Below are 26971 nucleotides of genomic sequence, written 5' to 3' on the forward strand. Positions count from 1 at the left end.
CCGACTCCCGCCCCGCCCGACGTGGCGCCTACCACCTTGCCAGCCCGCCACCGTTCCCACCGCCGAACCGGCCAACCCCGACTACCCGGACGACGGCCGCACCCGCCCGGTCCCCAGGCGCGGCGCCGGAAAGCCGTCCCCGGCGCCTGACGACCGGATCGCGGTGCCGCCGCAGCGTCGCGCAGCGGGGTCGGGCGCCCGTGTTGGTGGTGCCTGGCGGCCGGATCGCGGTGCGGCCGCGGCGTCGCGCGGCGGGGTCAGGCGCCCGTATGCCGGTGCCTGGCGGCCGGATCGCGGTGCTTGCCGCGGCGTCGCGCGGCGGGGTCAGGCGCCCGTGTTGCCGGTGCCCGAGCCCGGCTCGCCCGGGCCCGGGCCGGGGTCGGGGGGCGGTTCGGTGTTGCCGGGCGGCGTGGGTTCGGCAGGGGGCGTGGTCGGCGCGGTCGGGCCGGGCGTCGTCGGCCGGGCCGTGGGCGTCGCGGGCGGCTTGGGAGGGGCGCTCGTCTCCTGCGGCGCCGTCGGCGAGTCCGACGGGGCGGGCGAGTCGGACGGCGTCGGCCCGTAGCCCGGCGGGGCCTGCGGGGCGGTGGCCTCCGGCGCCACGCCGCTGCGCCTGGGCCGGGGCTCGTAGGTGCTCGACGGCGACTCGGACGTGCCCGGGTCGGTGACGCGGGTCGAGGAGGCGCTCTTCTCCGGGCCGGTGAGCGCCATGATCACGAACGTGACGCCCACCGCGAGGACGAGCGCGCCCGCCGCCGCGACGGCACCCATCCGCTGCCCGGAACGGCTCAGCGCGGCGGGCAGCAGGGCCGGGCGCCGGCGCGCCGCCGTTCCGCCCGTCCCGGCGGACGGCGCCGTGCTGGTCGCCGCGACGCCCGCGAGCGGCAGGAGGTCACCGGTGACCCCGGGACCGTCCATGACGTCGGTGTAACCGGGGTCGGTCCACTCGGCGGCGTGCGCGCTGCCCGCCGCGAGCATCGCCACGTCGTCGTCCGCGTAGTCCGGGACGGCCGGAACGTCGCCGGTGCCGAGCGTCCGCATGAGGACCTGCGCGGCACTCGGCCGGCGGGCGGGCTCCTTGTCGAGGCACTCGGCGAGCAGGTCGCGCAGCGGGCCGGTGAGCCCGTGCAGGTCGGGCTCCTCGTGCAGCACCCGGTTGATCACGGCGTGGATGGAGTCCTGCCCGAACGGCGGTTCGCCCGTCGCGGCGTAGGTGAGCGTGGCCGCCCAGCAGAAGACGTCGGCGGCGGTGCCGATCTCCTCGCCCTTGATCTGCTCGGGCGCCATGTAGGACGGCGTGCCGATGACGCGGCTGGTGAGCGTGGTCGTGCCGCTGATGGCGCGGGCGACGCCGAAGTCGATGACGCGCGGCCCGTCCGGGCCGATGAGCACGTTGTGGGGCTTGAGGTCGCGGTGCACGATGCGGCCCTGGTGGATCGCGGCGAGCGCCGTCGCGGTGCCGACCGCCAGCCGCTCCAGCGCGGCGCCCGACAGCGGCCCCTCGTCCTGCACGAGCTGGTTGAGGGAGGGGCCGGGCACGTACTCGCTGACGATGTAGGGCCGGTCGCCGTCGACGTCGGCGTCGATCACCTGCGCGGTGCAGAAGGACGCGACGCGCTTGGCGACGTCGAGTTCGCGCAGGAAGCGCGCGCGGGCCTTGTCGTCGGCGGTGAGGTCGGCGTGCAGCAGCTTCACCGCGTAGCGGGGTGCGTCGGCGGCGGGCTCGGCGTCGTCCGGGTCGGCCGGGGCGCCGAGGAACACGGCGCCCTGCCCGCCCTCACCGACGCGGCCGAGCAGCACGTACGGGCCCAGCCGGTCAGGGTCGCCCGATCGCAGCGCCCCAAGCTTCATGCTTCGACCGTCTCCTTCGCTGAGTCGTGACGTGACCAGCCTGTCACGCCGGACGGCCGCCGTCGCCCCGGTCGGGTCGATCGCCCGGCATTTCGCCGCGCCGGGCGTGGCGCGCCCGCCCGGAACGATGGACCCCCTCGTTGTGAGACGCGGGCCTCACGGGGATGGTTGACCCGGTCCGGGGAGGAACGGTCGATTCGCCGGGCGGTGGCCGTTCGCGATCTTTGTCCGGTCCGATCGTAGCCGCGACCCCGGCGTGCAACACCCCCCAACTACTGACAACATGCGACATTTCTGCAGGTCAACACGCCTTTTCCGGACGATTGACGAGTGTTACGACGACGACACGGGTAGATCGTCACGTGGATGATCTTGTAAGGAGGTACGACGCGTATGTCCATCCCCTTAAAGGCCGCCTGCGGTGCGGCGACGGTCACGCTGGCGATCGCGTCCGGCGCGGCCACGGCACAGGCCGCACCGGAGCGGCCGGAGCGACCGGTCGCCGCGCACGCGGTGAAGCAGAAGACTCCACGTCCGGCCGCACAGAGCAAGACCGCCAAGACCAAGAGCACGTCGGCGCGCAACGCGCAGCGCCTCGCGGCCCTGCAACAGGCCGTCCGCAAGAAACGCAAGGCCATGACGGCCAAATGGGATCGCCGCGCGCAACGCGCGGTGACGTTCGCACTCGCACAACGCGGCAAACCGTACCGATGGGGTGGTACCGGCAGCGGCGGATTCGACTGCTCGGGCCTGGTGCAACAGGCATGGAAACGCGCCGGAGTCGGCATTCCGCGCGTCACCAACGACCAGTACGCCAAGATCCGCGACCGCGTCGCGAAGAAGAACCTGCGCGCGGGTGACCTGGTGTTCTTCAACCGGCTCGGTCACGTCGGACTCTACCTGGGCGACAACACGTTCATCCATTCGCCACGCCCGGGCAGGACGGTCACGAAGGAGAAGATGACCGGCTACTACACGCGCAACTACGTGGGAGCCGTACGGCCCGCCTGGACGAAACTGCCGGCCGTGCCCACCTCGCTCGACGGCTGATCCGCCATCATGGCGGCATGACCACGCTCGACGGCCGCCACGTCTACACGCGCGCCGACCTCATGTCCGTATACGGCATCGGGCTCAGCACGCTGGAGAAGTGGTACCGCGAACGTGCCCGCAACGGGCATCCGGCGGCCGCCGGGACGTCCGGCGGACGCCTGGTCTGGGACGCCGCGGAGTGGGACGGCTGGTACGCGACACGGCGGGACGCCCGTTCCCCGGGCGTCCCGCCGGGGCTCGCCGCCCGGCGGGACCTCGCCGACCGGCACGGCTTAAGCACGCACCGGCTCAAGGAGCTGTGGGCCGACCGCGCCCGCAACGGCCATCCCGAACCCGCCCATCGGCACGGCAAGGCCCTGTACTGGGACGAAGCCGAATGGAACACCTGGTACACGGCGCTGCACGCGCCACCCGCCGCACCGGACGACCTCGTGACGCTCGCCGAGGCCGCCCGCATCCTCGGGCTCGCCCCGACGAGCGTCACCGTGTACCCGAGCCGTCCGCCGCGCGGCTGGCCCGAGCCCGCGCGCGTCGAGCCGCTCGGCGGCGGACGCGTCCGCCGCCTCTACCGGCGCCGCGACATCGACGCCTACGCCGCTACACGCCGGGCGTGAAGTACGCCAGCGACTCGGGGTTCGCCATCGAGTCGGGGTTGGCGGCCCGCTCGACGGGCGTGCCCTGGAGGATCTTGCGCACCGGCACCTCCAGCTTCTTGCCCGACAGCGTGCGCGGGACGCCCGGGACGACGTGGATCGCGTCGGGCACGTGCCGGGGCGACAGCGCGTCCCGCAGCGCGCGGCGCAGCCGGGCGGCCAGGTCGTCGGTCAGCTCCCGGCCGGGCGTGAGCTGCACGTACAGCAGCAGGCGGCCTTCCTGTCCCAGCCGTCCGGTGTCGATGACGAGGCTGTCGGCGATCTCGTCGAACGCCTCGACGACGCGGTAGAAGTCGGCCGTGCCCATCCGGACGCCGCCGCGGTTGAGCGTCGAGTCGGAGCGGCCGTAGATGACGCAGCCGCCGTCGGGCAGCACCTTGATCCAGTCGCCGTGCCGCCATACGCCGGGATAGGTGTCGAAGTACGACTCGCGGTACCGGGCGTCGTCCGGGTCGTTCCAGAACGAGACGGGCATCGACGGCATCGGCTCGGTGATGACCAGTTCGCCGACCTCGTCCAGGACGGGGTTCCCGGCGTCGTCGAACGCCTCGACGCGCGCGCCGAGGCCGCGGCACTGGATGACGCCCGCCCGCAGCGGCAGCAGCGGCGAGGGCCCGACGAAGCCGGTGCACAGGTCGGTGCCACCGGAGAACGAGCCGAGCAGCAGGTCCGAGCCGACCGCGTCGTACACCCAGGCGAAGCCCTCGGGCGGCAGCGGGGAGCCGGTCGAGCCGATGCCGCGCAGCCGCGACAGGTCGTGTTGTTCGCCGGGGCGGCGGCCCTCCTTGCGCGACGCCATCAGGTAGGGCGCGCCGACGCCGAGGTAGGTGACGCCCTCCTGTTCGGCCAGCGCCCACAGGTCGAGCGGGGCGCCGTCGTACAGGACGACGGTGGCGCCGACGAGCAGGCCGCCCATCAGGTAGTTCCACATCATCCAGCCGGTCGTGGTGTACCAGAGGAAGACGTCGCCGGGGCCGAGGTCCTGGTGGAAGGACAGCGCCTTGAGGTGTTCCAGGACGATGCCGCCGTGGCCGTGCACGATCGGCTTGGGCAGCCCCGTGGTGCCGGAGGAGTACACGACCCAGAGCGGATGGTCGAACGCGACCCGCGCGAACGCGAGGTCTTCGCCGGGCACGGGCAGGTCGGCGTAGGACAGGCCCGCGCGCAGCCCGTCCGGCGCGGCGGCCGGGTCGAGGTAGGGGACGAGGACGGTCGTGCCGACGGACGGCAGCGCGGCCTCGATCTCGGCTACGGTGGCGCGGCGGTCGAACCGCTTGCCGTTGTAGGCGTATCCGTCGACCGCGATCAGGACTTTGGGCTCGATCTGCGCGAACCGGTCGATCACCGAGGACGATCCGAAGTCGGGCGAGCACGACGTCCAGATCGCGCCGAGGGACGCGCAGGCCAGGAAGCAGATCAGCGCCTCGGGGATGTTCGGGAGGTATCCGGCGACCCGGTCGCCCTCGCCGACGCCCCGCGCGCGCAGTCCCGCGCGGATCTCCGCGACGTGCAGGGCCAGTTCGCCCCAGGTCAGCACGCGGTGCCCGCCAGCCTCGGACCGGAAGACCACGGCGGTCTCGTCCGGGTGCTCGCCGGCGCGGCGCAGCGCCGTCGCGGCGTAGTTCAGCGTGGCGCCGGGGAACCAGCGCAGGCCGTCCACCGGCATCGGGCCGCCCGTGCGGACGGGGCCGTCGCCGCGGCGGCCCACGACGTCGAAGTACGACCAGATCGCGTCCCAGAACGCGTCGACCTCGCGGACCGACCAGCTCCACAGCTCGTCGTAGGACTCGGTGAGGATGCCGCGATCCCAGAGCCAGTGCTGGAAGTGCGTCGCGCGGGCGTTGGCGACGACGGCGTCGGTCGGCTCCCAGAGCGGGGTCTCCCGCGACACCTCGGACATAGTGCACCCCTCCCCGGCGCGCTGCGTCGCGCGACCCGTCCAATATCGAACGCCGAGGCCGCCGGGCGCAACCCGGCGATCATGCAGAAGCGCTCGTCAGAGGCGTGTGACGGTCCGGACGGCGGTCAGCAGCGCGTCGGTGGCGGCCAGGGTCGGCAGCACCTCGTCGGCGCCGGCGGCCCGCAGCTCGGCGGCGGTGGCGCTGCCCGTCGCGACCGCGATGACGGGCGTCCGCGCGATCTTGGCGGCCTGCACGTCGCGGGGCGAGTCGGCGATGTAGACGGTGGCGTCCTCGGTGAACCGGGCGCCGTGCTTGGCGGCCGTCCGCGTGCGCGCGACCTCCAGCAGCGACGCCTTGCTGTAGACGCCGTTCTCGTAGCCGCCGGTGTCGAGGTCGAGCGGACCGGCCAGGCCCAGCTCGGTGAGCTTCAGTTCCGCGTTCGGCTGGAGCGATCCGGTCAGGACCGACTGGACGGTGCCGGGCTCGCGGGCCAGCGCGTCCAGCGCCTCGCGCGCACCGGCCAGCACCCGTCCGTACGCGCGCAGCTCCGCGCGGCGGGCGGCGAACGCGCGGACGAGCGCGTCCATGAACGCCGGCAGGTGGTCGTCGGTGGTGACGATGTCGTTGAACGCGAGCGTCTCGAAGATGATCTCCGACTCGGTGCGGCCGGGCGTCGGGGCGAGCCGCACGAGCTGCCGCCCGGTCGTGGCCCGGAACGCGTCCGCGTACGCCTCGCGGGTCACGCGCCCGACGTCCACCAGCGTGTGGTCGACGTTCCACAGCACCAGCCGGTTCGGCGTCGTCATTCCACATCCCAGCGCGGTCGGAGGGGGCTCGGGCGTGCTCATCGTGGTGGGTTCCGGCGCGCACCGCAAGCGGAGTTATCCACAGGCCCGGCCGGAGTCGCGCACGCGGGAGTTCTGTGTCGCAGGATGGGCGGGAGCCGGTCCGGATGGGGCGGTCAGGGTCTCAACCCATGTGGGGGTAGCGGTGATGCGTCGGTGGCACGAGTGTCTCCTTGATGGCGCGCACGTTGACCCAGCGGGTCAGGTTGAACAGCGAGCCCGCCTTGTCGTTGGTGCCGCTGGCGCGGGCGCCGCCGAACGGCTGCTGGCCGACCACGGCACCGGTCGGCTTGTCGTTGACGTAGAAGTTCCCGGCCGCGAAGCGCAGCCGCTCCTGCGTCTGCGCGATCGCCGCGCGGTCCCGCCCGATGACGGCGCCCGTCAGGCCGTACGGGGCAGCCCCCTCCATCTGGTCGAGCATGGCGAGGTAGTCGCCGTCGTCGTAGACGTGGACGGCGAGGATCGGGCCGAAGTACTCGGTGGTGAAGATCTCATCGCCGGGGTCGCGGCCCTCCAGCACCGTCGGCCGCACGAACCACCCCGCGGAGTCGTCCCGGGTGCCCCCGGCCAGCACCGTGATCGAGTCGGTGGCGCGGGCGCGGTCCAGGGCGGCGCCGAGCTTGGCGAAGGCCCGCTCGTCGATGACGGCGCCCATGAACGCCGACAGGTCGGTGGCGACGTCGTCCATCGTCAGCGACTCGACCTCGGCGAGGAAGTCGTCGCGCATCACCGACCACAGCGAGCGCGGAACGTAGGCGCGGGAGGCCGCCGAGCACTTCTGGCCCTGGTACTCGAACGCGCCGCGGATCAGCGCCGTGCGCAGCACGTCCACGTCGGCCGAGGGGTGCGCGACGACGAAGTCCTTGCCGCCCGTCTCCCCCACCACGCGGGGGTAGCCGTGGTAGCCCCCGATGTTCTCGCCGACCGTGCGCCACAGGTGCTGGAACGTGGGCGTGGAGCCGGTGAAGTGGATGCCCGCGAGGGCCGGGTGGCCGAGCGCGACGTCGGAGACGGCCGTCCCGTCGCCGGTCACCATGTTGATCACGCCGGGGGGCAGCCCGGCCTCTTCCAGGACGCGCATGATGTGGTGCGCCGCGAACTGCTGCGTCGGCGACGGCTTCCACACCACGACGTTGCCCATCAGCGCGGGCGCGGTGGGCAGGTTCCCGGCGATCGCGGTGAAGTTGAACGGGGTGATCGCGAGCATGAAGCCCTCCAGGGGCCGGTACTCCATCCGGTTCCACACCCCGGGCGAGGAGATCGGCTGCTCGCGGTACAGGCGCCGGGCGTAGCTCACGTTGAAGCGCCAGAAGTCGATCAGCTCGCAGGCCGAGTCGATCTCCGCCTGCTGCACCGACTTGGACTGGCCGAGGATCGTCGCGCCGTTGAGCGTCGGCCGCCACGGCCCGGCCAGCAGGTCGGCCGCGCGCAGGAAGATCGCGGCCCGGTCGTCCAGCGAGAGCGCGCGCCACGCGGCGGCGGCGCCCAGCGCGGCGTCGATCGCGTCACGCACGTCGCGATCGGTGGCGTTGCCGAGCGTGCCGAGCACCTTGGCGCGCGCGTGCGGCTGCACGACCTCGACGGGGTCGCCGCCGCCCAGCCGCCGCTCCCCGCCGATCGCCATCGTGAGGTCGAGCCCGAGCCCGGCCAGCCGGTCGATCTCCACCCGCAACGCCTGCCGCTCCGCGCTCCCCGGCGCGTACCCCAGCACGGGCTCGTTCACGGGCGGCGGCACTTCGGTGACGGCATCCATATCCGCCCCCTACCCGCCTTCCCCGGGGCGAGACACCCGCTTCCCGGCGATCTTCCGGCGCGGCGCGGCCACGGTGCGCGCGATCAGGGGCCGAGCAGGTGGGCGAGTTCCTGGGTGGCGTACCAGAGGAGGTCGTGGCCCTCCGCGCCGTCGACGGTGAACGCGGCGTCGTCGTCGCCGGAGTCGGCGGCGGGCAGGGCCGCCACGGCCGCGCGGACGTCGTCCTCGGCGGCGGCCTCGTCGACGTGGCCCGAGGCGATCCGCCGCCACGGAACCGCGCCGGTCAGCTCGACCGCGGCGCGGCCGGGGCCGTCCAGTTCCGCGTGGCCGGACGGGCGGGCGACGTCGGTCTCGGGCATCTCGGCGGCGAGCACCACGCGGCGCGGCGGCGCCGCCGGGTCGGCCGCGAGCAGCCGCAGGGAGGCGCGGGCCGCCGCCGACATGGCGGCGTACTCCAGCTCCTCCTCGTCGCCCCCGGCGTACCACTCGCGCAGGTCGGGCGTGACCGCGTACGCGGTGAGCGGGGCGGGGCCGGCCTCGCGGGCCGCGTGGACGGCGGCGAGGGCGGTCAGCGTGGACGGAAGATATACGCGCATGTCGTCCGGCAGCCTATGCGGTGAGCAGGCCGAGGTCGCGCAGCGCCGCCTCGGTGGCGCCGGGTTCGGTGTGGTGCACCCCGTGCAGGCCCACGCTCTCGGCGGCGCGGATGTTGTGGACGATGTCGTCGATGAACACGCACTCGCCCGGCTCCAGGCCCAGCCGCTCCACCGCGAGCCGGAAGATCTCCGCGTCGGGTTTGCGCATCCCGACCTCGCACGAGATCACCACGTCGTCGAACAGGTCCGCGAACAGGTGCCGGGGGTAGTCGTTGCCCCACGAGTTGGAGAGCAGCGCCGTGCGCACACCGCGCGCACGCGCCCGCCGCAGCGTCGCGTACATCGGCTCCACCGGCGCGAACCCGGCGAACATGCGGGAGATCAGTCCCGCCGGGGCGACCGGGCCGCCGTCCACGGTCGTCAGTTCGGCCGCCAGCAGCCGCTCGAACTCGTCCGTCGCGAGCGAGCCGTCCTCCAGCCCGTGGATGGGGTTGAAGGCACCGCCGTCGTACGCCTGTTCCACCCAGGCCCGCATCACGGCCTTGTACCGGACGGCGTCGATCCCGTCCCGCTCCAGCCACAGGGCCACGGCGTCGCGCAGCGGCGACGTGAGCACCCCGCCCCAGTCGGTGATCACGGCTTTGGGGGTCATCCGACGATGGTAACCCCGCCCCGAACACCGTTCGGCCTCGGAGGGCCCGGTGTTCCGGAGGAGCGAAGAGACGGGCCCGGACCCCGGGTGCGGGCTCCGGGGGCCGGGCCGTCGTCAGGCGGTGCGGAGGCGCTGCAAGGCTTCGCGGACTCCGCCGTCGGCTTCCTCCAGGGCCGTGGTGGCGCGCGCCGCCGGCACCTCACCGAGCAGCGAGACGAGCGCGACGCGGGTGTTCCCCCCCGCTTCGTTCAGCGCCGCCTCACAGGTCGCGGCGTCCATGCCGGTCGCCTCGGTGAGGATGCGGACGAGCCGCGTCCGCAGCTTGGAGTTCAGCGCGTTCACGCTGACCATCAGGTTGGAGTACGTCCGCCCGAGGCGGACCATCAACGTGGTCGAGAACGAGTTGAGCACCAGCTTCGTCGCCGTGCCCGCCTTCATCCGGGTCGAACCGCTGATCACCTCCGGTCCGGTGGCGAGTCCGATGTGGACGTCCACATCGCCGCCGTGCGGCGTGTGCGGATTGCAGCTGATCAGTGCCGTGCGCGCGCCCCGCGCCGCCGAGGCGCGCAGCGCCCCGAGGACGTACGGCGTCCTGCCGCTGGCGGCGATGCCGATGGCGATGTCGCCGCACGCGACGTCGGCGGCGTCGCGGGCGCCGAGGTCGGCGTCGTCCTCCACGTCCGAGACGGCCTGCTGGAGCGCGCCCGGGCCGCCCGCGTGATGCGCGACGACCCGGCCCCAGACGCCGAAGGTCGGCGGGAGCTCGGCCGCGTCGATGACCGCGAGCCGACCGGACGTGCCGGCGCCGAAGTAGTGCACCCGCCCTCCCCGGCGCAGCGACTCCACGGCGAGATCGACCAGTTCGGCGACCTGGGGCAGCACGGCGGCCACCACGAGCGGCACCGTCACGTCCTCGGAGTTGATCATGCGTAGGACGTCGAGTGTGGGCAGAGTGTCGAGGTCGAGGGTCCGCGGGTTGCGGCCCTCGGTGGGCAGGTCGACGTCGATCACCGGCGCCTCCGGTCAGGTCTCACGGTCCGCCCGCGGACCGCCTCGAACGTGGCCTCCAGGGCATCACGGGTCGAGCCGAACGTACGCTGCGCGACGCCGACGAAAACGCAGTCGACGACGGTGAGCTGTGCCAGCCGGCTCGCGGTCGCCCCCGAACGGAACGTGGTCTCACGCGCGGCGGTCGTCAGCACGAGATCGGCCGCCTCCGCGATCGGGGACTTCGGGAAGTTCGTCAGTGCGACGGTGGTGACGCCGCGCTGCGCCGCCACCGCCAGGGCGTCCATGGTCTCCACCGTGGAACCGGTGTGGGAGATGCCGACCGCCACGTCGCCGGGCCCGAGCACGGCGGCGCTGGTCAGCATGATGTGCGCGTCGGACCAGGCGCTGCACACCCGTCCGATGCGGTGCAGCTTCTGCTGGAAGTCCAGCGCGACGAACGCGCTGGCCCCGACGCCGTAGACGTCGACGCGGTCGGCGCCGACGATGGCGTCGACGACCTGCTCCAGCATCTTGATGTCGAGCTGGGAGGCGGTCTCCTCGACGGCGCGCGCGTCGGCGAAGGTGACCTTCTCCACGATCTGTTCCAGGGAGTCGTCGGGACTGATGTCCGAGCCGATGACCCGTCCGCCGCTCGCGCTCTGCGCGCGGCCCGCCTCAGTGGCGAGGGTCAGCCGGAGCTCGGGGTAACCATGGAAGCCGATCGCCCGGCAGAACCTGATGACCGTGGTCTCCGAGGTTCCGCACGTCTGGGCGAGTTCGGTGATGGTCGAGTTCGCGACCCCCTCGGGGTCGTCGATCACGCGTTGAGCGACGCGTCGCTCGGCGGGGGGCAGCGAGGGCAGCAGAGAACGCACCCGCACCACAGTGCTCAGCGGTGTCATCTCCTTGGCCACCGCGTCACCTGCGGGCGCGCCCGCCTCCCCTGTCGCACTCCCCGGCTCTGTGCCGGTGGGTTTCCTCATGGAAGAAATTTTCTTACTTGTCGGATGTCACGTCAACGGTAGAAAAGGCTACGGTCGCCATGTGTTGACCCATTTGGCCGGTCCTTTCGTGATCGGCATCGACGCGGGTGGCACGAAGACCCGCTGTGTCGTACTCACGCTCGGAGGCGCCCTGGCCGGGACCGGCACCGGTCCGGGGGCCAACCCCAACTCCGGGGGCGACACCGCGGGGGCCCTCGGTACGGCCCTGCGGGAGGCGCTCGGAACCCTCGACCGTAACCATGTCCTCGGGGGCGTCTTCGGAATCGCCGGAGCCGGATCGGCCGGACGCCCCGCCGCAGTCGCCGCCGCACGGCAGGCGTGGCAGGCCGCCGGACTGCGCGGCTCCCCCGCGGTGGTCACCGACATCGCCGTCGCGTTCGCGGCCGGGACGTCGGCGCCCAAGGGCATCGTCGTCTTCTCCGGTACCGGCGCGGGCGCCGCCGTCATCAACGACGGGGCCATCGTACGCCGCGCCGACGGCTACGGCTGGCTCGTCGGCGACGAGGGCTCGGCGGTGTGGCTCGGGCAGAAGGCCGTGCGGGCGGCGCTGGCCGCCTACGACGGCCGGGGATCGCCCACCGTGCTCACCGAGTCGGTCCCCCGGGCGCTGCTGCCGCCGGGCATCACCGCCGAGCTGGAGGCGTCCCGGTGCCGACACCGCCAGCGGCGGACCTTCGCGATGGCGGGCGCGTCCCCGGCGGCACTGCGCGGGGGGACGGCCGTCCTGGAACACCGCCTGGCCGAGGCCCAGCCTGATCCACGCGTCGCGCAGGCGATCGTCAAGGAGGTCTACCGGCTGCCGGTCGCGGCGCTCGGCCGGCTCGGGCCGGTGGTCGCCGCCGCCGCGACCGCCGGAGACCAGGTGGCGCGGCGGATCACGGCGGAGGCGGCCGAGGTGCTGCTGCGCGACGTGGACGCGGTGCGTCCGGCGCTCGGCGGCCTGCTGGCCCCGGTCGTGATGCACGGTTCGGTGCTGCGGGACGGCCCCGTCGCCGACGCGGTACGGGCCGGGCTGCGCGACCGGTTCGCCGCCGATCCGCGCAGCGCGGGCGACGGAGCGGTCGGCGCGGCCGGCATGGCGCTGCGCAGACTGGGGTATCCGGTACCCCCGTGACCACCGCCGATGATCGGTTCGACAGGCGCGGAACGAGCGGCTACCGTCGCGGCGTCGGATCACGAGCCCGTAACGAAGCCCATGTCGGAGGGCCTGGACCGTGCGTGTACCCCGCTCCCTGCCGTTCCTCGCCGCGGCGGCCGTCGTGCTGCCGCTGAGCGCGTGCGACAGCGCGGGCGGGAGCGGCGCCGCGCCGTCCGGGGCGCCCGCGCCGTCCGCTTCGCCGACGCCGTCCCCCGACGCGTGGATTCCCGGGCACGTGCGGCAGATGAGCGTCCGGGAGAAGGTCGGGCAACTGTTCGTCCCGACGTTCTCCGGCGCGGCCGACGCCCGCGCCAAGATCACCAAGTACCACGTCGGCGGGCTGATCTACTTCCCGGGCGACCTCAAGACCCCCGAGCAGACGGCGCGGCTGTCCAACACGCTCCAGAAGGCCGCCAAGACGCCGCTGCTGCTGGCCGTCGACGAGGAACAGGGCATCGTCACGCGGGCCCCCTACCTGACGCGGTTCCCGGGCAACATGGCGCTGGGCGCGTCCGGCCGCGCCGACGACGCCCGCACCGCCGCCCGCGTCACCGCGACCGAGCTGCGGGCGGTCGGCATCAACCAGGACTACGCGCCCGTCGCGGACGTCAACGTCAACCCGGCCAACCCGGTCATCGGCGTGCGCTCGTTCGGCGCCGACCCCGCGCGCGTGTCGGCCCTGCTCGGCCCGGCCATCGCCGGGTTCCAGGAGGGCGGTGTGGCGGCGACGGCCAAGCACTTCCCCGGCCACGGCAACACCGCCACGGACAGCCACACCGGGCTCCCCGTCATCAACGTCACACCCGAGCGGTGGGAGCGGATCGACGCGCCGCCGTTCCGCGCGGCCATCGCCGCCGGCGTCGACGCGATCATGTCGGCGCACATCGTGGTGCCGAAGCTGGACGGGTCGGGCGACCCGTCCACGCTCTCCAAGAAGGTGCTGACCGGGCTGCTGCGCGAACGTCTCGGGTTCACCGGCGTGATCGTCACCGACTCGCTCCAGATGGCCGGGGCGCGCGCCAAGTACGGCGACGGCGAGACGGCCGTGCGCGCGGTGCGGGCGGGCGCCGACCAGCTCCTCATGCCGCCGAGCCTGCCGAAGGCGTACAACGCGGTGCTCAAGGCGGTACGGAACGGCAGGATCAGCCAGGCGCGGCTGGACGAGTCCGTGACGCGCATCCTGAAGATGAAGCAGCGGCGCGGCTTGTACGGGAACACCCAGGTGGACCCGGCGAAGGCGGCGTCGATCGTGGGCACCGCCGAGCACAAGCGGGCCGCGCGAACCGTGGCGGAGAACGCGGTCACGCTGGTGCGCAACACCGGCGGCGTGCTGCCGTTGCGCGACCGGAAGGTCTTCGTCACCGGCCCGCTGAGCGCGGCGCTGCGCGAGGCGCTGACGGCGCAGGGCGTCCGGACGGTCGGGACCGCTTCAGCGGCGGACGTCACCGTCGTGACCGCGCGGGACTCGGCCCCGGTCGTCCCGTCCGGCCGTCCGGCGATCGTCGTGGCTCTCGGCCGTCCCTACGACCTGAACCGCGCCGCCGGGGCGAAGGCCCTGGTGGCCACGTACTCCCCGCGTCCGGTCGCGCTGCACGCGGCGGCCCGCGTCCTGGCGGGCAAGGTGAAGCCCACGGCGAAGCTCCCCGTCCCCGTCGCGGGCCACAAGCCGGGCTACGGCCTCACCTGCTGACCCGGAGTTATCCACAGGCCACGGCGGCGCCCGCGCGGAACCCCCTTAACGCGAGAGAATTAGTTAAGGGGGTCCCCAGAGGGGTTGCGGACCCTCTGATCGAGCTGCCGTGAGACTCCGCCCGAAAAGTTATCCACAGAATCCCGTTCGGTCTCTCGTTGGGTTGCGCGTCGGCGAAGACTGGGTGCCCAGGCGATCTGAGGGGGCCGACGATGGGGACGTGGGCGATCAGCGGGGTGTGGCCAGCGCTTTGCGGGCTGCTTTGCGGGCCGCTGTGGCGGTGGTGGCCGCGCGGGCCGCGTCGGCGGCGGCGCGGCACTGGGCCAGGGTGTGCGCCGCCAGCGCGGCGCGGACGGCCGGGAGGGCGGCGGGGGCCATCGACAGCGACGTCACGCCCAGTCCCGTCAGGACGCACGCCAGATCGGGGTCTGCGGCGGCTTCGCCGCACACTCCGCACGGCACGCCCGCCCGCGCCGCCAGCAGCACCAGATCCAGGACGGCCGGAAGCCACGGGTCCTGGAGTGAGGCGAGCGCGCCCGACTGCCGGTCGGCGGCGCACACGTACTGGACGAGATCGTTGGTGCCGACACTCAGAAACTCCACTTGCGCGGCGACGTCCCGCGCCCGCAGCGCCGCCGACGGAATCTCCACCATCACCCCCGGACGCACCAGCCCGACGGCACGACACGCCTCAGCGAACTCCCACGCGTCCTGCGCCCCCGTCACCATCGGCGCCAACACTCCAAGCCGAGCCACACCCGCCCCCGAGGCGGCACCCGACCCCGCCGGAGAAGACGAATCCCGGCTCCCCACAAGCCGAGCCGCGCCCGCCTCGGAGGGAGCATCCGGACGAGCCGGACGCGAAGGATCGCCTCCCTCCGCAAGCCGAGCCACAGCCACCTCGGGATGTGCGTCCGGGCGGGCCGGGTGCGACGGATTCTGGCTCTCCGCGAGCCGGGTCACAGGCGACACGGTGGAGGTTCCCGGGTGGGGCGGGTCGTGGGTCTTCGCGAGGGGGTCGTTCTGTCGTGGTTCTTCGGTGGAGGGGGGTGCGGGGTGGCAGGCGCGGGCCAGGGCGCGTAGCTGGGTGGCGAGGACCGTGGGGTGGTGCTGGAGCATGCGGAGGCCGCGTTCGCCTAGGGCCGGGTTGCCTTCGGGGGCGGGTGCGGGCAGGAACGGGAGGGGTTTGTCCGCGCCGCCGTCCAGGAGGCGGATCACCACCTCTCCGTCGGGGAACGCCTCCAGCACCTCGCGGTAGGCGGCGGCCTGCTCTTCCTCGGAGGGAGCCTCCTCGCGGCCCAGGAACAGCAGCTCCGTGCGGTACAGGCCCACGCCCTCCGCGCCGTGCTCGCGGGCGGCGGGCAGGTCTTCCGGGCCGGCGATGTTGGCCAGCAGCGGAATCCGGTGCCCATCGGCCGTGGCGCCGGGGCCGGGGGCCGCCTCGACGTGCCGCGCACGTGAGTCCGACCATGCCCGCGCCGCGGCGACCACCGCGTCGGGCGGGTCGACGACGAGCGTGCCCGCGGTGCCGTCCACCACCACGGCGATACCCTCGGCCAGCTCGTCGGCCCCGGGCAGGGCCACGACGGCGGGCACCCCCAGCGCGCGGGCGACGATGGCCGTGTGGCTGGTCGGGCCGCCCTCGGCCGTGACGAGCGCGAGCACGCGGGCGGGGTCGAGCAGCACGGCGTCGGCGGGGGCCAGGTCGCGGGCGGCGAGCACGAACGGCTCGCCCTCCTCGGGCGGCCCCGGCAGGGCGACGCCGAGCAGCTCGGCGACGGCGCGGTCACGGACGTCGTCCAGGTCGGCGACGCGGGCCGCCAGGTAGGCCCCGCCCGACGCGAACACCGCCCGGTGCACGCCGCACGCCTCGTACACGGCGCGCGGGGCCGCCAGGCCGAGGGCGACGCGGGCCGCGACGTCGTCGGACAGGCCCGGGTCGCGGGCCATGAGCGACTGGGCGGCCAGCACGTCGCGGCCCTCGGCCGTCGCGGCACGTTCGGACAGCGCGTCCAGCCGGGACGCCACCGCCTCCAGCGCGGCGAGCGCCAAGGCGGTCTCGGCGTCGCCGTCGCCGTCGTGCCGGGCACCGGCCGGGGGTTCGGGCACCGTGCCCGACAACCGGCGGACCGGCCCGTACGCGACGCCCGGACTCACTCCGGTGCCGCGCAACGGGCCGGTGTCACGCACGCTGCGGCTCCTCCTGGGACAGGATGTGCTCCAGCTCGTCGAGGAGGTCGTCCGCGCCCTCCCCCCGGGCGGCGAGCGTGATCTCCTCGCCGTGGTGGGCGTCCAGCCCGAGGACCGCCAGGATGCTCTTGGCGTTCACCGGGTCCTTGCCGCGCTTGGACACGGTCACGTCCTGGGAGGCGCGCGCCGCCGTCTGGACGAACAACGCGGCCGGGCGCGCGTGCAGGCCCGCCCTCGACATGACTTTCACCGTGCGCTCGGTCACTACTGGTCTCTCCTCAACTGACGCCGGTCACCCGCAGCGCGGGGCCCGGCAGCAACTCGATCTCCGTCAGATCCACCACCACGCGGTCGGCGTCCACGAGCGCCGCCGGGGGCTGCGTCGTGGTCACCCCCACGCAGGTCATACCCGCCGCCTTGGCGGCGGCCACTCCGGCGGGCGCGTCCTCGAACGCGACCATCGCGCCCGGCGGCACGCCGAGTCGGCGCGCCGCAGCCGCGAACCCCTCCGGGTGCGGTTTGCCCTCCGTCACGTCCTCGGCGGTGATCACGTGCGCGAGCAGGTCGCGGACGCCCAGGCCCGCCAGGAGCCCTTCGGCGTAGTCGCGCACGCCGGACGTGACGACCGCGAGCGGGACGCCCAGCGCATGCAGTCCGCGCACCAGCTCGGCCGCGCCCGCGACCGGACCGGCCGCCTCCTCGATCTCGTACGCGCCCGCCTGCGCGAACAGGTCCTCGGCGGTGCGGCCGGGGAACAGGTGGACGTGCTCACCGAGCACCTCCACGGCGCGGCGGCCCGCGAACGAGGCGATGAGCGCATCGTCGTGCGGGGCGTCGTGATCGCGGAACAGCCGCGTCCACATGGCCCGGTTGCGCGGTTCGGTGTTCACGAGCGTGCCGTCGAGGTCGAAGGCGACCCCGGCGACGGGGATCACTCCCATCTGAACAACTCCGTTCCCTGCTCGACGACTCCGTCCGCACGGACGCGGCTCAACGCGTCGCGTGACGCGTCCAGGGCGACGATCGCACAGACGGGTGAACGCCCGCCCGCCTCGACACCCCGCGCGTCCCACGCCACGACCCGCTGGCCGGCCGTCACCCGGTCCCCCTGCCCGACCAGCGGCGTGAACCCGTGCCCCTCGAGTTCCACGGTCCCGACCCCGAGATGCACGAGCACGCCGTGACCTTCGTCATCGACGACGACGTACGCGTGCGGCTGCATCCGCAGGACCCGCCCGGCCACGGGCGCCACCGCCCGCCCGGCCGCGCGCACGGGATCGACGGCCGTACCGGGCCCCACGAGCGCCTGCGCGAACACCGGATCGGGCACCCCCGCAAGCCCGACCACACGCCCCGCCACCGGCGACAAAACCCGGCTCACCGACTTCCACCCGCCCGGTCATACGCACGCCCGAGCGCCCCGTTGGGACCACGACCGTGCGCGCAGTCGCCCGCACGACCCGGCCCACGCGTGTCGGCACGGACATGCACCCGGCTGGGCGCAAGCATGGCCGCACGGCCGGACGCACCGTCGCGGGAGCGGTCATGCGCGCGACAAGGCGCACGCATTCCGGCGCGACCGGGCGCCCACTGGGGCGCGTGATCGTGCGTGCGGATGGGCGCACGGCCATGTGCGCGGATGGGAACGCGTGGCGGCGCGAGCAGACGCACGATCGGGGCGCGGGCGGGCGCGCGGCGAGACGCGCGGTCGTGTGCGACGCGAGGCGCACACATGGCGGCGCGAGCAGACGCGCAGTCGGACGTGCGGCTGGGCGCGCGGCGAGGCGCACGCACGGCGGCGCGAGTAGACGCACGATCGGGCGCCGTCGGGCATGTGGTGAGGCGCACGCGTAACGCGATCAGGGCGCGGGCGGGCACGCGGCAAGGCGCACGCGCGACGGTGCGAGCGGACGCGCGGTCGGACGTACGGCTGGGTGCGCGATCGTGCGTGGGGCGAGGCGCACGCACGACGGTGCGAGCGGACACACGATCGGGCGCCGTCGTGCGCGCGGTGAGGCGCACGCGTGGCGCGATCGGAGCGCGGGCGGGCACGCGGCGAGACGCACGGCCGTGTGCAACGCGAGGCGCGCACACGGCGGCGCGAGCAGACGCGCCGTCGGGCGTGCGGTCGGACGTGCGGTCGGACGTGCGGTCGGACGTGCGGTCGGACGTGCGGTCGGGCGCGCGGTCGGACGTGCGGTCGGACGTGCGGTCGGACGTGCGGTCGGACGTGCGGTCGGGCGCGCGGTCGGACGTGCGGCGAGGTGCACGCACGACGGCGCGAGCAGACGCGCGGTCGGGCGCGGTCATGCGCGCGGACGGGCGCATGCGTAGTTGCGCGAGCGGACGCGCGGTCGGGGTGCGGGTGGGCGTGTGGCGGGGTGTGCGGGTGGGCGCGCGGGTGGGGGCTTGGTTGGGTGTGGGTTTTGCTCGGGGGCGGGGGTCGGAGGTGTGTCGTGGTGTGGTTTGTCGGAGGGTGTGGGGCCGGGGCTGGTCGTGGGTTGGAGCGTTCCCGGGGGCGGGGTCATTGGAGGAGGTCCTGGATTTCGGAGGACAGGGGTTCGGCTTCGAGCCCTACGACGATCTGGACGGCGGCGCCCACGGTCAGGACGCCGAAGGCGCCTGCCGCCATCAGTGCGGGCTCGTCGACCAAGGACGGGTCGGTGACCTCCGAGCGCAGGCGGGTGAGGCACGGCGCGATCTCGATGATGTTGCGAGCGCCGCCGAGTGCCGCGACGATCGCCTCGGCCTTGTCCATGCCCGTCCCCGCCTCCGGTCTCAGTCGGTCTGGGTCACCTTGTTCAGTCCGCGCGGGACGTCCGGGTCGAGCCCGAGCCTCCGGGCCAGATTCTCCACCAGGATCTGCCCCGGGACGATCAGCCCGAGCGGCGCGACCCACTCCGGCAGCGCCGGGCCGGGCAGCGCCGCGTCGCCCGCCTCGGCCAGCCGCGCGCCGCCGCCGACCGTGAACGCCTGCGCGCCCGCGCTCCGCACCCGTTCCGCCAACGCGACGGTACCCGGCAGCGTGGGCCCGTCGTCGGCCGCGACGAGCAGCGCGGGCGTCTCGGCGTCCACGACGGCGATCGGCCCGTGCAGCAGGTCCGCGTAGGACAGGCCCATCGCGTGCAGGTAGCACGCCTCCTTGATCTTGAGCGCGAGTTCCAGCGCGGTGCCGAACGCCAGCCCCCGGCCGGACACCACGACGCCCGGCACCGCCGCGAGCGCCGCCACGATCTCCGGCAGCGCAGCGGACTCCTCGGTGCGGGCGATCAGCCGTTCGACCTCGTCGGGGACGCGGCGCAGCTCGGCCGCGTCCACGTCGGCGCCGAGGCCGACGCCGAGCACCGCGAGCGCGGCGAGCTGCGTCGTGTAGGTCTTGGTGGCGGGAACGGCCAGTTCGTCCCCGGCGTCGGTCACGAGCGCGACCTCGGCGGCCTCGGCGAGCGGCGAGCCCGCGCCGTTGGTGACGGCGACGGTCCGGGCGCCGCAATCGGCCGCCCAGTCCATCGTCTGCACGATCTCCTCGGTCTTGCCCGACTGGCTGATCGCGACCGCGAGCACGCCCGACAGGTCGACGCGCCGCCGGTACGCGGTCGCGATAGACGGGGCGCCGAGCGTCGCGAGCCGCCCGGCGCGGGCCTCGGCGAGGTAGCGGCCGTAGACGGCGGCGTTGTCGGACGATCCGCGCGCGATGAACAGCACCTGGCGCGTCTCGGCCGCGAGTGCCGCGAGATCGGGCACGCGGGGCAGCAGGGCGTCGATGGTGCGGCGCAGCGCCGCGGGCTGCTCGCCGATCTCGGCGCGCATCCGGCTGGTGGTCATGATTCCCCTTGGGTGGTTTCTGCCCGTTGTTCCGGGTCTGTACGCGCCGGTGACGGGACGCGGCGCGGCCGGACGAGCGGTCCGCGCGAGTCCCGGACCGGTGTGGCGGGTACGACGTGCGTCAGGGGAACGATCTCTGCGGTTCACCGCGACGGGTCGTGCTGCCATGTCACGCACACTCTTCGTGGTCGATCACGGACGATGAGTCGCCTCTGGTCTAGTCCGGACTAGACCAGTATGACCCTACTGCACCGACCTGGAGAGAGCACAGATGCCGGCCCTGACCACGCGCCCATGACGACCGCCACCGGAGAGGCCACCGGCCCCGGCCCGCTGCGCGCCGCCTGGGCGCGGGTGTTCGGCGTGCTCCAGCGCATCGGCCGCAGCCTCATGCTGCCGATCGCGATCCTGCCGCTGGCTGGCATCCTGTTCCGGCTGGGCCAGCCCGACCTGCTCGGCGCGGACGGGCTCGGCTGGTCGCGCGTCGCGGAGGTGTGCGGCGCGGCCGGCGGCGCCCTGCTGGACAACCTGCCGATGCTGTTCGCGGTCGGCGTCGCCATCGGCTTCGCCCGCGACTCCGACGGCTCCACGGCGCTCGCCGCCGTCGTCTCCTACCTGGTCTTCGACCGCGTCACCCGGACGCTGTTCGCCCACTCCAAGGTGCTGCACGACGACGTCGTCCGCACCGTCCGCGAAGACGACGGCTCGCTGCGCGAAATCGTCGACCTCGGGCTGCGCAACCCGACGCAGGTCCTCGGCGGGATCGTCATCGGGCTCATCGTCGCCCTGCTGTTCGACCGCTACCACCGCATCCGGCTGCCGTCGTGGCTGGCGTTCTTCGGTGGACGGCGTTTCGTGCCGATCGCCGGGGCCGCCGCGGCGCTCGCACTCGCCGTGGTGGTCGGCGTCGTCTGGCCGCTGGCGGGCGGCTGGCTCGACGCGTTCGGCAACTGGCTCACCGGGCTCGGCACGATCGGGGCGGGCCTGTACGGCGTCGCGAACCGGCTGCTGCTGCCGTTCGGGCTGCACCACCTGCTCAACTCGCTCGTCTGGTTCGTGTTCGGCACCTACGACGGGCCCCGGGGCGTCGTGCACGGCGAGATCGGCCGCTACCTGGCCGGGGAACCGGGCGCGGGCGCGTTCCTCACCGGCTTCTTCCCGGTGCTGATGTTCGGCCTGCCCGGCGCGGCGCTGGCGATCTGGCGGTCGGCGCTGCCCGACAACCGCGCCGGAGTCGGCGGGCTGATGATCTCGGCGGCGCTGACGGCGTTCCTCACCGGGGTCACCGAGCCGATCGAGTTCTCGTTCATGTTCGTGGCGCCCGTCCTCTACGGCGTCCACGTCGTGCTCACCGGCATCTCGCTGTCGCTGCTCGCCGCCCTGGACACCCGGCTCGGCTTCACGTTCTCGGCCGGGTTCTTCGACATGGTCCTCAACGCGACCAAGAGCAACACCCGTGGGCTCCCCCTGGTGATCCTCGTCGGGATCGTCTACTTCGTCCTGTATTACGTGATCTTCAGCGTGATCATCCGTCGCTTCAACATCGCGACCCCCGGCCGCATGCTGCTGGACGACTGACGCCCCCGCCCGGCGCTCACGCCGCGCGGCGGTGGGCCGCGCGGATCACGCGGGTCGTCTCCAGGACGACGCAGCGCCAGCGCCCGCGGCCGTACTCCAAGCGGAGGGCGACGGCCTGCACGCGGTCGCCCAGCCGCAGGACGGCGCCCGTCTCGGCCGCACCCGGCGCGGGCTGCTGGAGCCACGTCGCGAGGACGCGCGGCGGCAGCGACGGGCCCTCCCCGCGCAGTCCGCCCGCCTGTTCGGCCAGCGTCCGCCGCACGTCCGCCCGGACGCGGCGGTCCGCCCGCGACGGCGGGCACGCGCCCGCCAGCACCTCGGCCACCAGCACGAGCACGCTCCGCGCGATACGCGCCACGTCGTCGGCCGACCGGCCCTCCTCGGGAACGGCCCGCACCGCCCCCGCGCCGCCCGACGACACCCGGACGACCTGCCCTGAACTCTCCCGCACCGCGCACTTCCCTGCCTCCGGAGGCGGCACGCCCGCCACTCACCCACCAGAGGGCCGCGCCCGGCCAACGGATACGCCCGGCGCGGGAACGGAACGGTAAAAGGCCGCGGCCCCCCGAGCCGTAGCTCGGGGGGCCGCGTGCGACGCCTTGGATCAGCGGTTGCGCGGATCACCGTGGCAGCGCTTGAACTTCTTGCCCGAACCGCAGGGGCACGGGTCGTTGCGGGACACCCCGGCGTACTCGTCCGGCGTCTCCTCGCTGTGCCGCTCGACGCCGCCCTCGCCGTCGACCGTGCGGGCGCTGTACTCCAGCTTGGCCGGGCGCTTGGGCTCGTCCAGGCCGGGCGCGTGCACGATCGGCGTGTCGTCGGCCTCGGCGGGCTCCTCGACGTCGTCGGTGTCGGCGTCGGCGGTGTCGCTCACCTTGCCGAGCGCCACCGGGTTCGCGCCGACCTTGGCCGCCGGCTGCTCCTCGACCTCGACCTTGAGGTTGAACAGGTAGCCGACCGACTCCTCCTTGATGCCGTCGAGCATCGCGTTGAACATGTCGTAGCCCTCGCGCTGGTACTCGACCAGCGGGTCGCGCTGCGCCATGGCCCGCAGGCCGATGCCCTCCTGGAGGTAGTCCATCTCGTAGAGGTGCTCACGCCACTTGCGGTCCAGGACGGACAGCACGACGCGGCGCTCCAGCTCGCGGACGACCTCCTCGCCGAGCTCCTCCTCGCGCTGGGCGTACTGCGCGTGGACGTCCTCGCGGATCTTCTCGGCGAGGGTCTCGGCGTCGAGGTCGGAGATGTCGCCGCCCGCCTCCTCGACCAGCCCGTCGACCGTCAGCGAGATCGGGTAGAGCTGCTTGAACGCCTTCCAGAGCTTGTCGAGGTCCCACTCCTCGGCGTAGCCCTCGGCGGTGGCGCCGGCGACGTAGCCGTTGACGACTTCGTCGACCATGCCCGCGATCTGGTCCTTAAGGTCGGCGCCCTCCAGGACCTTGCGGCGCTCGGCGTAGATGACCTTGCGCTGCCGGTTCAGGACCTCGTCGTACTTCAAGACGTTCTTGCGCATCTCGAAGTTCTGCTGCTCGACCTGGCTCTGCGCCGACTTGATCGCGCTGGTGACGATCTTGGACTCGATGGGCTCGTCGTCCGGGATGTTCAGCCGCGTCATGATCGACTCGACGCGGGCGGAGTTGAACAGCCGCATCAGGTCGTCCTCAAGGGACAGGTAGAAGCGGGACTCGCCCGGGTCGCCCTGGCGGCCCGACCGGCCCCGGAGCTGGTTGTCGATGCGCCGCGACTCGTGCCGCTCGGTCGCCAGGACGTACAGGCCGCCGGCGTCCGCGACCTCCTCGTGCTCGCCCTTGACGGCCTCCTTGGCCTTGTCCAGCGCCTCCGGCCACGCCGACTCGTACTCCTCGGGCGTCTCCAGCGGGGACAGGCCGCGCTGGTGCAGCTCCAGGTCGGCGCGGAAGTCGGGGTTGCCGCCGAGCATGATGTCGGTGCCGCGACCGGCCATGTTCGTCGCGACCGTGACGGCGCCGCGACGGCCCGCCTCCGCGATGATCGCCGACTCCTGCTCGTGGTGCTTGGCGTTCAGCACCTGGTGCGGGACGCCGCGCCGCTTGAGCATCCGCGACAGCCGCTCGGACTTCTCGACCGACGTGGTGCCGACCAGGACCGGCTGGCCGTTCTCGTGGCGGTCGGCGATGTCGTCGACGACGGCCTCGAACTTGGCCTGCTCGGTCTTGTAGACGACGTCGGCGACGTCCTTGCGGATCATCGGCTTGTTCGTCGGGATCGGCACGACGCCGATCTTGTAGGTCTTGTTGAACTCCGCCGCCTCGGTGTCGGCGGTTCCGGTCATGCCGGACAGGCGCTTGTAGAGGCGGAAGTAGTTCTGGAGGGTGATCGTGGCGAGCGTCTGGTTCTCGTCCTTGATCGCCACCCCCTCCTTGGCCTCGATCGCCTGGTGCATGCCCTCGTTGTAGCGGCGGCCGTGCAGGATGCGCCCGGTGAACTCGTCCACGATGAGCACTTCGCCGTTCATGACGACGTAGTCCTTGTCGCGCTTGTACAGTTCCTTCGCCTTGAGGGCGTTGTTGAGGAAGCTGACCAGCGGCGTGTTGACCGAGTCGTACAGGTTGTCGATGCCGAGCCAGTCCTCGACCTTCTCGACGCCGGACTCGGTGATGCCGACCGTGCGCTTCTTCTCGTTGACCTCGTAGTCGCCGGGGCCGTACTCGTCCACCGCGCCGGCGTTGCTGACCAGCTCGGCGCGCTTCAGCCGCGGGACGATCTTGGCGAACTCGCCGTACCACTTGGAGTTCTGCTCGGCCGGGCCGGAGATGATCAGCGGGGTGCGGGCCTCGTCGATCAGGATGGAGTCGACCTCGTCGACGACGGCGAAGTTGTGGCCGCGCTGGACGCACTCCTCCAGGCTCCAGGCCATGTTGTCGCGCAGGTAGTCGAAGCCGAACTCGTTGTTCGTGCCGTAGGTGATGTCGCACGCGTACGCGGCACGGCGCTCTTCGGGCGTCATCTGCGGGAGGATGACGCCGACGTCCAGGCCGAGGAACTGGTGCACGCGGCCCATCCACTCGGCGTCGCGCTTGGCCAGGTAGTCGTTGACCGTGACGACGTGCACGCCGTCGCCCGACAGCGCGTTGAGGTACGCCGGGAGCACACAGGTCAGCGTCTTGCCCTCGCCGGTCTTCATCTCGGCGATGTTGCCGAGGTGCAGGGCGGCGCCGCCCATGATCTGAACGTCGTAGTGGCGCTGGCCCAGGACGCGCTTGGCGGCCTCGCGGACGGTCGCGAACGCCTCCGGCAGCAGGTCGTCGAGGCTCTCGCCGTCGGCGAAGCGCTCCCGGTACTTGTCGGTGAGCTCGCGCAGCTCGGCGTCGCTCATCTCGAGGAAGTCCTCCTCGATCGAGCTGACCTGATCCGCGAGCTTCTTGAGCTTGCGCAGGATTTTGCCTTCGCCCGCACGAAGGATCTTGTCGATGACTGGCGGCACTCTAGGAGGCTCCTTGCAGATCGTGGGTCACCGCCTGAGGGCGGCGCGCACACCACACGTACGATTGCCATCGTAGGCGAGACCCAGAATGGTCTAGGTCACCCTGCGACGCAATCCACGCGGGTCGGCTTCGGCCCCGGGGACGCGGAAATATCCTTGGATGCACCTTGAGGGGGAGCCCCATGTCGGATGAATCGCTCGGCAAGCACGCCGGGAGGCCCAGTAGCTGGGTGGCCGTGTCGATCGTGTTCGTCGGCTTCGCCGTCGGCGGTGTCGCGCTGTGCCTCGGCCCTGCCTGGCTCCTGTTCTGGATCGGCGTGGCGATCACGCTGGTCGGCGTCGTCGTGTCGGGCCTCGTGCACGTCTTCTCGGACGTCGTCGTGGACGCCCCGCGCGTCATCCCGGAGATCGTCGACTACTCGGCCTTCGGCAAGCGGACCGACAAGCGGCGTGGCGGCACCTCCGGCGAGACGCAGGACAAGCCGGTCAAGACCGACTCGCAGAACACGCCGCACGGCTGAAGTGCCCTGACGGCCGGTGGCGGGGCGGGGGCGGGCGCCCCCGCCCGCACCGTGGTCAGAGGTCCCCGGGCGCGACGATCCGCTCGATGCGGACGTCGTCGCAGCCGACCCAGCCCGCAGCCGTCTCCAGCGCCTCGCGCAGCGCCGCCATCGACCGCTCGGCGCGGGCGGGCGTCGCCGCGTGCGGCTCGAACGAGACCTGCTTCGCGACCAGCGTGCGGCCCTCGCGGGCCGGGTCGACGCGGCCGATGAGCCGTCCGCCCGCCAGCAGCGGCATCACGAAGTAGCCGTGGACGCGCTTGGCCTTCGGCACGTACGCCTCCAGCCGGTGGTCGAACCCAAACACCCGCGAGGTGCGGGCGCGGTCCCACACCAGGGAGTCGAACGGGGACAGCAGCGTCGTCGCGTGCCGTCCGCGCGGCTCGGACGCCAGCGCCTCCGGGTCGGCCCACGCGGGGTGCTTCCAGCCCCGGACGGCCACCGGCACCAGGCCCGTCTCGCCGATCACCGCGTCGACCTGGTCGCCGCGCAGCCGGTAGTGGTCGGCCAGGTCGGCGCGGGTGCCGACGGCCAGCGCCCGGCCCGCCTCGCGGACGAGATGCGTCAGGCAGGCGGTGTCGTCCGGGTCCTGGGCGAGCAGACGGCCGGGGACGGCGCGTTCGGCCAGGTCGTAGCGGCGGCGCCAGCCCGTGCGCTCGGTGCAGACGACCTCGCCGGTGTCCAGCAGCCACTCGATCGCGATCTTGTGGTCGCTCCACTGCCACCAGTCGCCGCCGGCCTTCGCGCCGCCCAGGTCGCGGGTGGTCAGCGGCCCGCTCGACCGCAGCAGGGCGCGCACGTCGTCGCAGACGGACGGCGAGACCTTGTGCCACCGCCAGCCCCGGCGCAGGAACGCGCGGCGGCGGAACGCGAAGTGCGGCCAGTCCTCCATGGGCAGGATCGACGCCGCGTGCGCCCAGTACTCGAACGTCCGGTGGCCGCCCCAGTAGCCCGCCTCGACCGCGTCGCGGCCGACGGCGCCCAGGCGCGCGTAGGCGATCAGCTCGTGCGAGCGGGCCAGCACCGAGATCGTGTCGAGCTGGACCGCGCCGAGCCGGCGCAGCATCCCGGGCACGCCGCCGCGGCGCGCGCCCGCGCCCAGCAGGCCCTGCGCCCGCAGTTGCAGGCGTCGCACCTGGTCGGCGGACAGTTCGGTCTCCACGCGCGGCGCTGCATCGGTCACGGCCGCGATGCTACGACACGACACCGACAAAACGCAGTGAAAGGTGTCGCGC

At 73.2% G+C, this 26971-nt stretch carries 23 protein-coding genes; 6 read left to right on the plus strand and 17 right to left on the minus strand.

All coding sequences use genetic code 11. The annotated features are described in order from the left end of the window. Positions 1 to 324: 324 nt before the first annotated feature. Positions 325 to 1848, minus strand: coding sequence for a serine/threonine-protein kinase (locus tag C229_RS32505; RefSeq protein WP_018653406.1), 1524 nt, complete (start codon positions 1846 to 1848; stop codon positions 325 to 327). Positions 1849 to 2241: 393 nt separating this feature from the next. Here C229_RS32505 and C229_RS0102025 point away from each other — a divergent pair, with 393 nt between their 5' ends. Both C229_RS0102025 and C229_RS0102030 read left to right on the plus strand, forming a co-directional pair. Further along, positions 2242 to 2898 carry a C40 family peptidase gene (locus tag C229_RS0102025; RefSeq protein WP_018653407.1) on the plus strand — a complete coding sequence of 219 codons (657 nt, stop codon included), beginning with the start codon at positions 2242 to 2244 and terminating at the stop codon, positions 2896 to 2898. Positions 2899 to 2915: 17 nt separating this feature from the next. Then, positions 2916 to 3515, plus strand: coding sequence for a hypothetical protein (locus tag C229_RS0102030; protein WP_018653408.1), 600 nt, complete (start codon positions 2916 to 2918; stop codon positions 3513 to 3515). On the opposite strand, the gene C229_RS0102035 is transcribed toward C229_RS0102030, so the two are convergent. The 7 genes from C229_RS0102035 to C229_RS0102065 all read right to left on the minus strand — a co-directional run bounded on the left by C229_RS0102035 (position 3499) and on the right by C229_RS0102065 (position 11274). After that, the gene (locus tag C229_RS0102035) at positions 3499 to 5454 is read right to left on the minus strand and encodes an acetoacetate--CoA ligase (RefSeq protein WP_018653409.1); all 1956 of its coding nucleotides are present in this window, start codon (positions 5452 to 5454) and stop codon (positions 3499 to 3501) included. The two genes, C229_RS0102030 and C229_RS0102035, sit on opposite strands and share 17 nt — an antisense overlap. A gap of 96 nt (positions 5455 to 5550) precedes the next feature. Continuing rightward, complete coding sequence (locus C229_RS0102040) at positions 5551 to 6261, minus strand: HAD family hydrolase (protein ID WP_018653410.1); 711 nt, start codon at positions 6259 to 6261, stop codon at positions 5551 to 5553. A 163-nt stretch (positions 6262 to 6424) separates the two neighbouring features. Further along, the gene (pruA, locus tag C229_RS0102045; protein ID WP_018653411.1) at positions 6425 to 8053 is read right to left on the minus strand and encodes an L-glutamate gamma-semialdehyde dehydrogenase; all 1629 of its coding nucleotides are present in this window, start codon (positions 8051 to 8053) and stop codon (positions 6425 to 6427) included. Positions 8054 to 8136: 83 nt separating this feature from the next. After that, the gene (locus C229_RS0102050) at positions 8137 to 8649 is read right to left on the minus strand and encodes a DUF6912 family protein (RefSeq protein WP_018653412.1); all 513 of its coding nucleotides are present in this window, start codon (positions 8647 to 8649) and stop codon (positions 8137 to 8139) included. A 13-nt stretch (positions 8650 to 8662) separates the two neighbouring features. Beyond that, positions 8663 to 9301 carry an HAD family hydrolase gene (locus C229_RS0102055; protein WP_033423890.1) on the minus strand — a complete coding sequence of 213 codons (639 nt, stop codon included), beginning with the start codon at positions 9299 to 9301 and terminating at the stop codon, positions 8663 to 8665. A gap of 114 nt (positions 9302 to 9415) precedes the next feature. After that, positions 9416 to 10312 carry an N-acetylmuramic acid 6-phosphate etherase gene (locus C229_RS0102060; protein ID WP_018653414.1) on the minus strand — a complete coding sequence of 299 codons (897 nt, stop codon included), beginning with the start codon at positions 10310 to 10312 and terminating at the stop codon, positions 9416 to 9418. Continuing rightward, the gene (locus C229_RS0102065) at positions 10309 to 11274 is read right to left on the minus strand and encodes a MurR/RpiR family transcriptional regulator (protein ID WP_420804627.1); all 966 of its coding nucleotides are present in this window, start codon (positions 11272 to 11274) and stop codon (positions 10309 to 10311) included. The genes C229_RS0102060 and C229_RS0102065 overlap by 4 nt, the downstream gene beginning before the upstream one ends. A gap of 61 nt (positions 11275 to 11335) precedes the next feature. On the opposite strand from C229_RS0102065, the gene C229_RS0102070 reads away from it, so the two are divergent. Together C229_RS0102070 and C229_RS0102075 are read left to right on the plus strand one after the other, a co-directional pair. Beyond that, positions 11336 to 12409, plus strand: a complete 1074-nt coding sequence (locus C229_RS0102070; RefSeq protein ID WP_240487049.1) for an N-acetylglucosamine kinase — start codon at positions 11336 to 11338, stop codon at positions 12407 to 12409. Between the two features lie 100 nt (positions 12410 to 12509). Beyond that, positions 12510 to 14123 carry a glycoside hydrolase family 3 protein gene (locus tag C229_RS0102075; RefSeq protein ID WP_018653417.1) on the plus strand — a complete coding sequence of 538 codons (1614 nt, stop codon included), beginning with the start codon at positions 12510 to 12512 and terminating at the stop codon, positions 14121 to 14123. Between the two features lie 228 nt (positions 14124 to 14351). On the opposite strand, the gene C229_RS35185 is transcribed toward C229_RS0102075, so the two are convergent. The 6 genes from C229_RS35185 to C229_RS0102105 form a co-directional block, all read right to left on the minus strand. Beyond that, complete coding sequence (locus tag C229_RS35185; protein WP_018653418.1) at positions 14352 to 16313, minus strand: phosphoenolpyruvate--protein phosphotransferase; 1962 nt, start codon at positions 16311 to 16313, stop codon at positions 14352 to 14354. After that, the gene (locus tag C229_RS0102085; RefSeq protein WP_018653419.1) at positions 16306 to 16578 is read right to left on the minus strand and encodes an HPr family phosphocarrier protein; all 273 of its coding nucleotides are present in this window, start codon (positions 16576 to 16578) and stop codon (positions 16306 to 16308) included. The genes C229_RS35185 and C229_RS0102085 overlap by 8 nt, the downstream gene beginning before the upstream one ends. Positions 16579 to 16591: 13 nt before the next feature. Beyond that, the gene (locus C229_RS0102090) at positions 16592 to 17254 is read right to left on the minus strand and encodes an HAD family hydrolase (RefSeq protein WP_033423891.1); all 663 of its coding nucleotides are present in this window, start codon (positions 17252 to 17254) and stop codon (positions 16592 to 16594) included. Continuing rightward, on the minus strand, positions 17245 to 17694 hold the full coding sequence (locus C229_RS0102095) for a PTS sugar transporter subunit IIA (protein ID WP_018653421.1): 450 nt from the start codon (positions 17692 to 17694) through the stop codon (positions 17245 to 17247). Before C229_RS0102095 ends, C229_RS0102090 begins: the two co-directional genes overlap by 10 nt. 1143 nt (positions 17695 to 18837) lie before the next feature. Further along, entirely contained in the window at positions 18838 to 19071 is a 234-nt protein-coding gene (locus tag C229_RS0102100) for a PTS sugar transporter subunit IIB (protein ID WP_018653422.1), read from the minus strand. 20 nt (positions 19072 to 19091) lie between these two features. Further along, a complete protein-coding gene (locus C229_RS0102105; protein WP_018653423.1) occupies positions 19092 to 20135 on the minus strand; it encodes an SIS domain-containing protein in 1044 nt (347 codons plus the stop codon). A 294-nt stretch (positions 20136 to 20429) separates the two neighbouring features. On the opposite strand from C229_RS0102105, the gene C229_RS0102110 reads away from it, so the two are divergent. Beyond that, complete coding sequence (locus C229_RS0102110; protein WP_018653424.1) at positions 20430 to 21713, plus strand: PTS transporter subunit EIIC; 1284 nt, start codon at positions 20430 to 20432, stop codon at positions 21711 to 21713. A gap of 16 nt (positions 21714 to 21729) precedes the next feature. Here C229_RS0102110 and C229_RS29105 read toward each other — a convergent pair whose 3' ends face one another. Together C229_RS29105 and secA are read right to left on the minus strand one after the other, a co-directional pair. Beyond that, complete coding sequence (locus C229_RS29105) at positions 21730 to 22164, minus strand: Rv3235 family protein (protein ID WP_155884549.1); 435 nt, start codon at positions 22162 to 22164, stop codon at positions 21730 to 21732. A gap of 153 nt (positions 22165 to 22317) precedes the next feature. Then, positions 22318 to 25176, minus strand: a complete 2859-nt coding sequence (secA, locus tag C229_RS0102120; protein ID WP_018653426.1) for a preprotein translocase subunit SecA — start codon at positions 25174 to 25176, stop codon at positions 22318 to 22320. Between the two features lie 182 nt (positions 25177 to 25358). Between secA and C229_RS29110 the strand changes: the two genes are divergently transcribed. Beyond that, on the plus strand, positions 25359 to 25697 hold the full coding sequence (locus tag C229_RS29110) for an HGxxPAAW family protein (protein ID WP_033423892.1): 339 nt from the start codon (positions 25359 to 25361) through the stop codon (positions 25695 to 25697). A 55-nt stretch (positions 25698 to 25752) separates the two neighbouring features. Here the strand turns inward: C229_RS29110 and C229_RS0102130 are convergent, their stop codons facing one another. Beyond that, complete coding sequence (locus C229_RS0102130) at positions 25753 to 26919, minus strand: winged helix-turn-helix domain-containing protein (RefSeq protein WP_033423893.1); 1167 nt, start codon at positions 26917 to 26919, stop codon at positions 25753 to 25755. Between the last annotated feature and the right edge of the window lie 52 nt (positions 26920 to 26971).

Origin of the sequence: Actinomadura flavalba DSM 45200 (assembly GCF_000374305.1) — a bacterium.
Lineage (GTDB): Bacteria > Actinomycetota > Actinomycetes > Streptosporangiales > Streptosporangiaceae > Spirillospora > Spirillospora flavalba.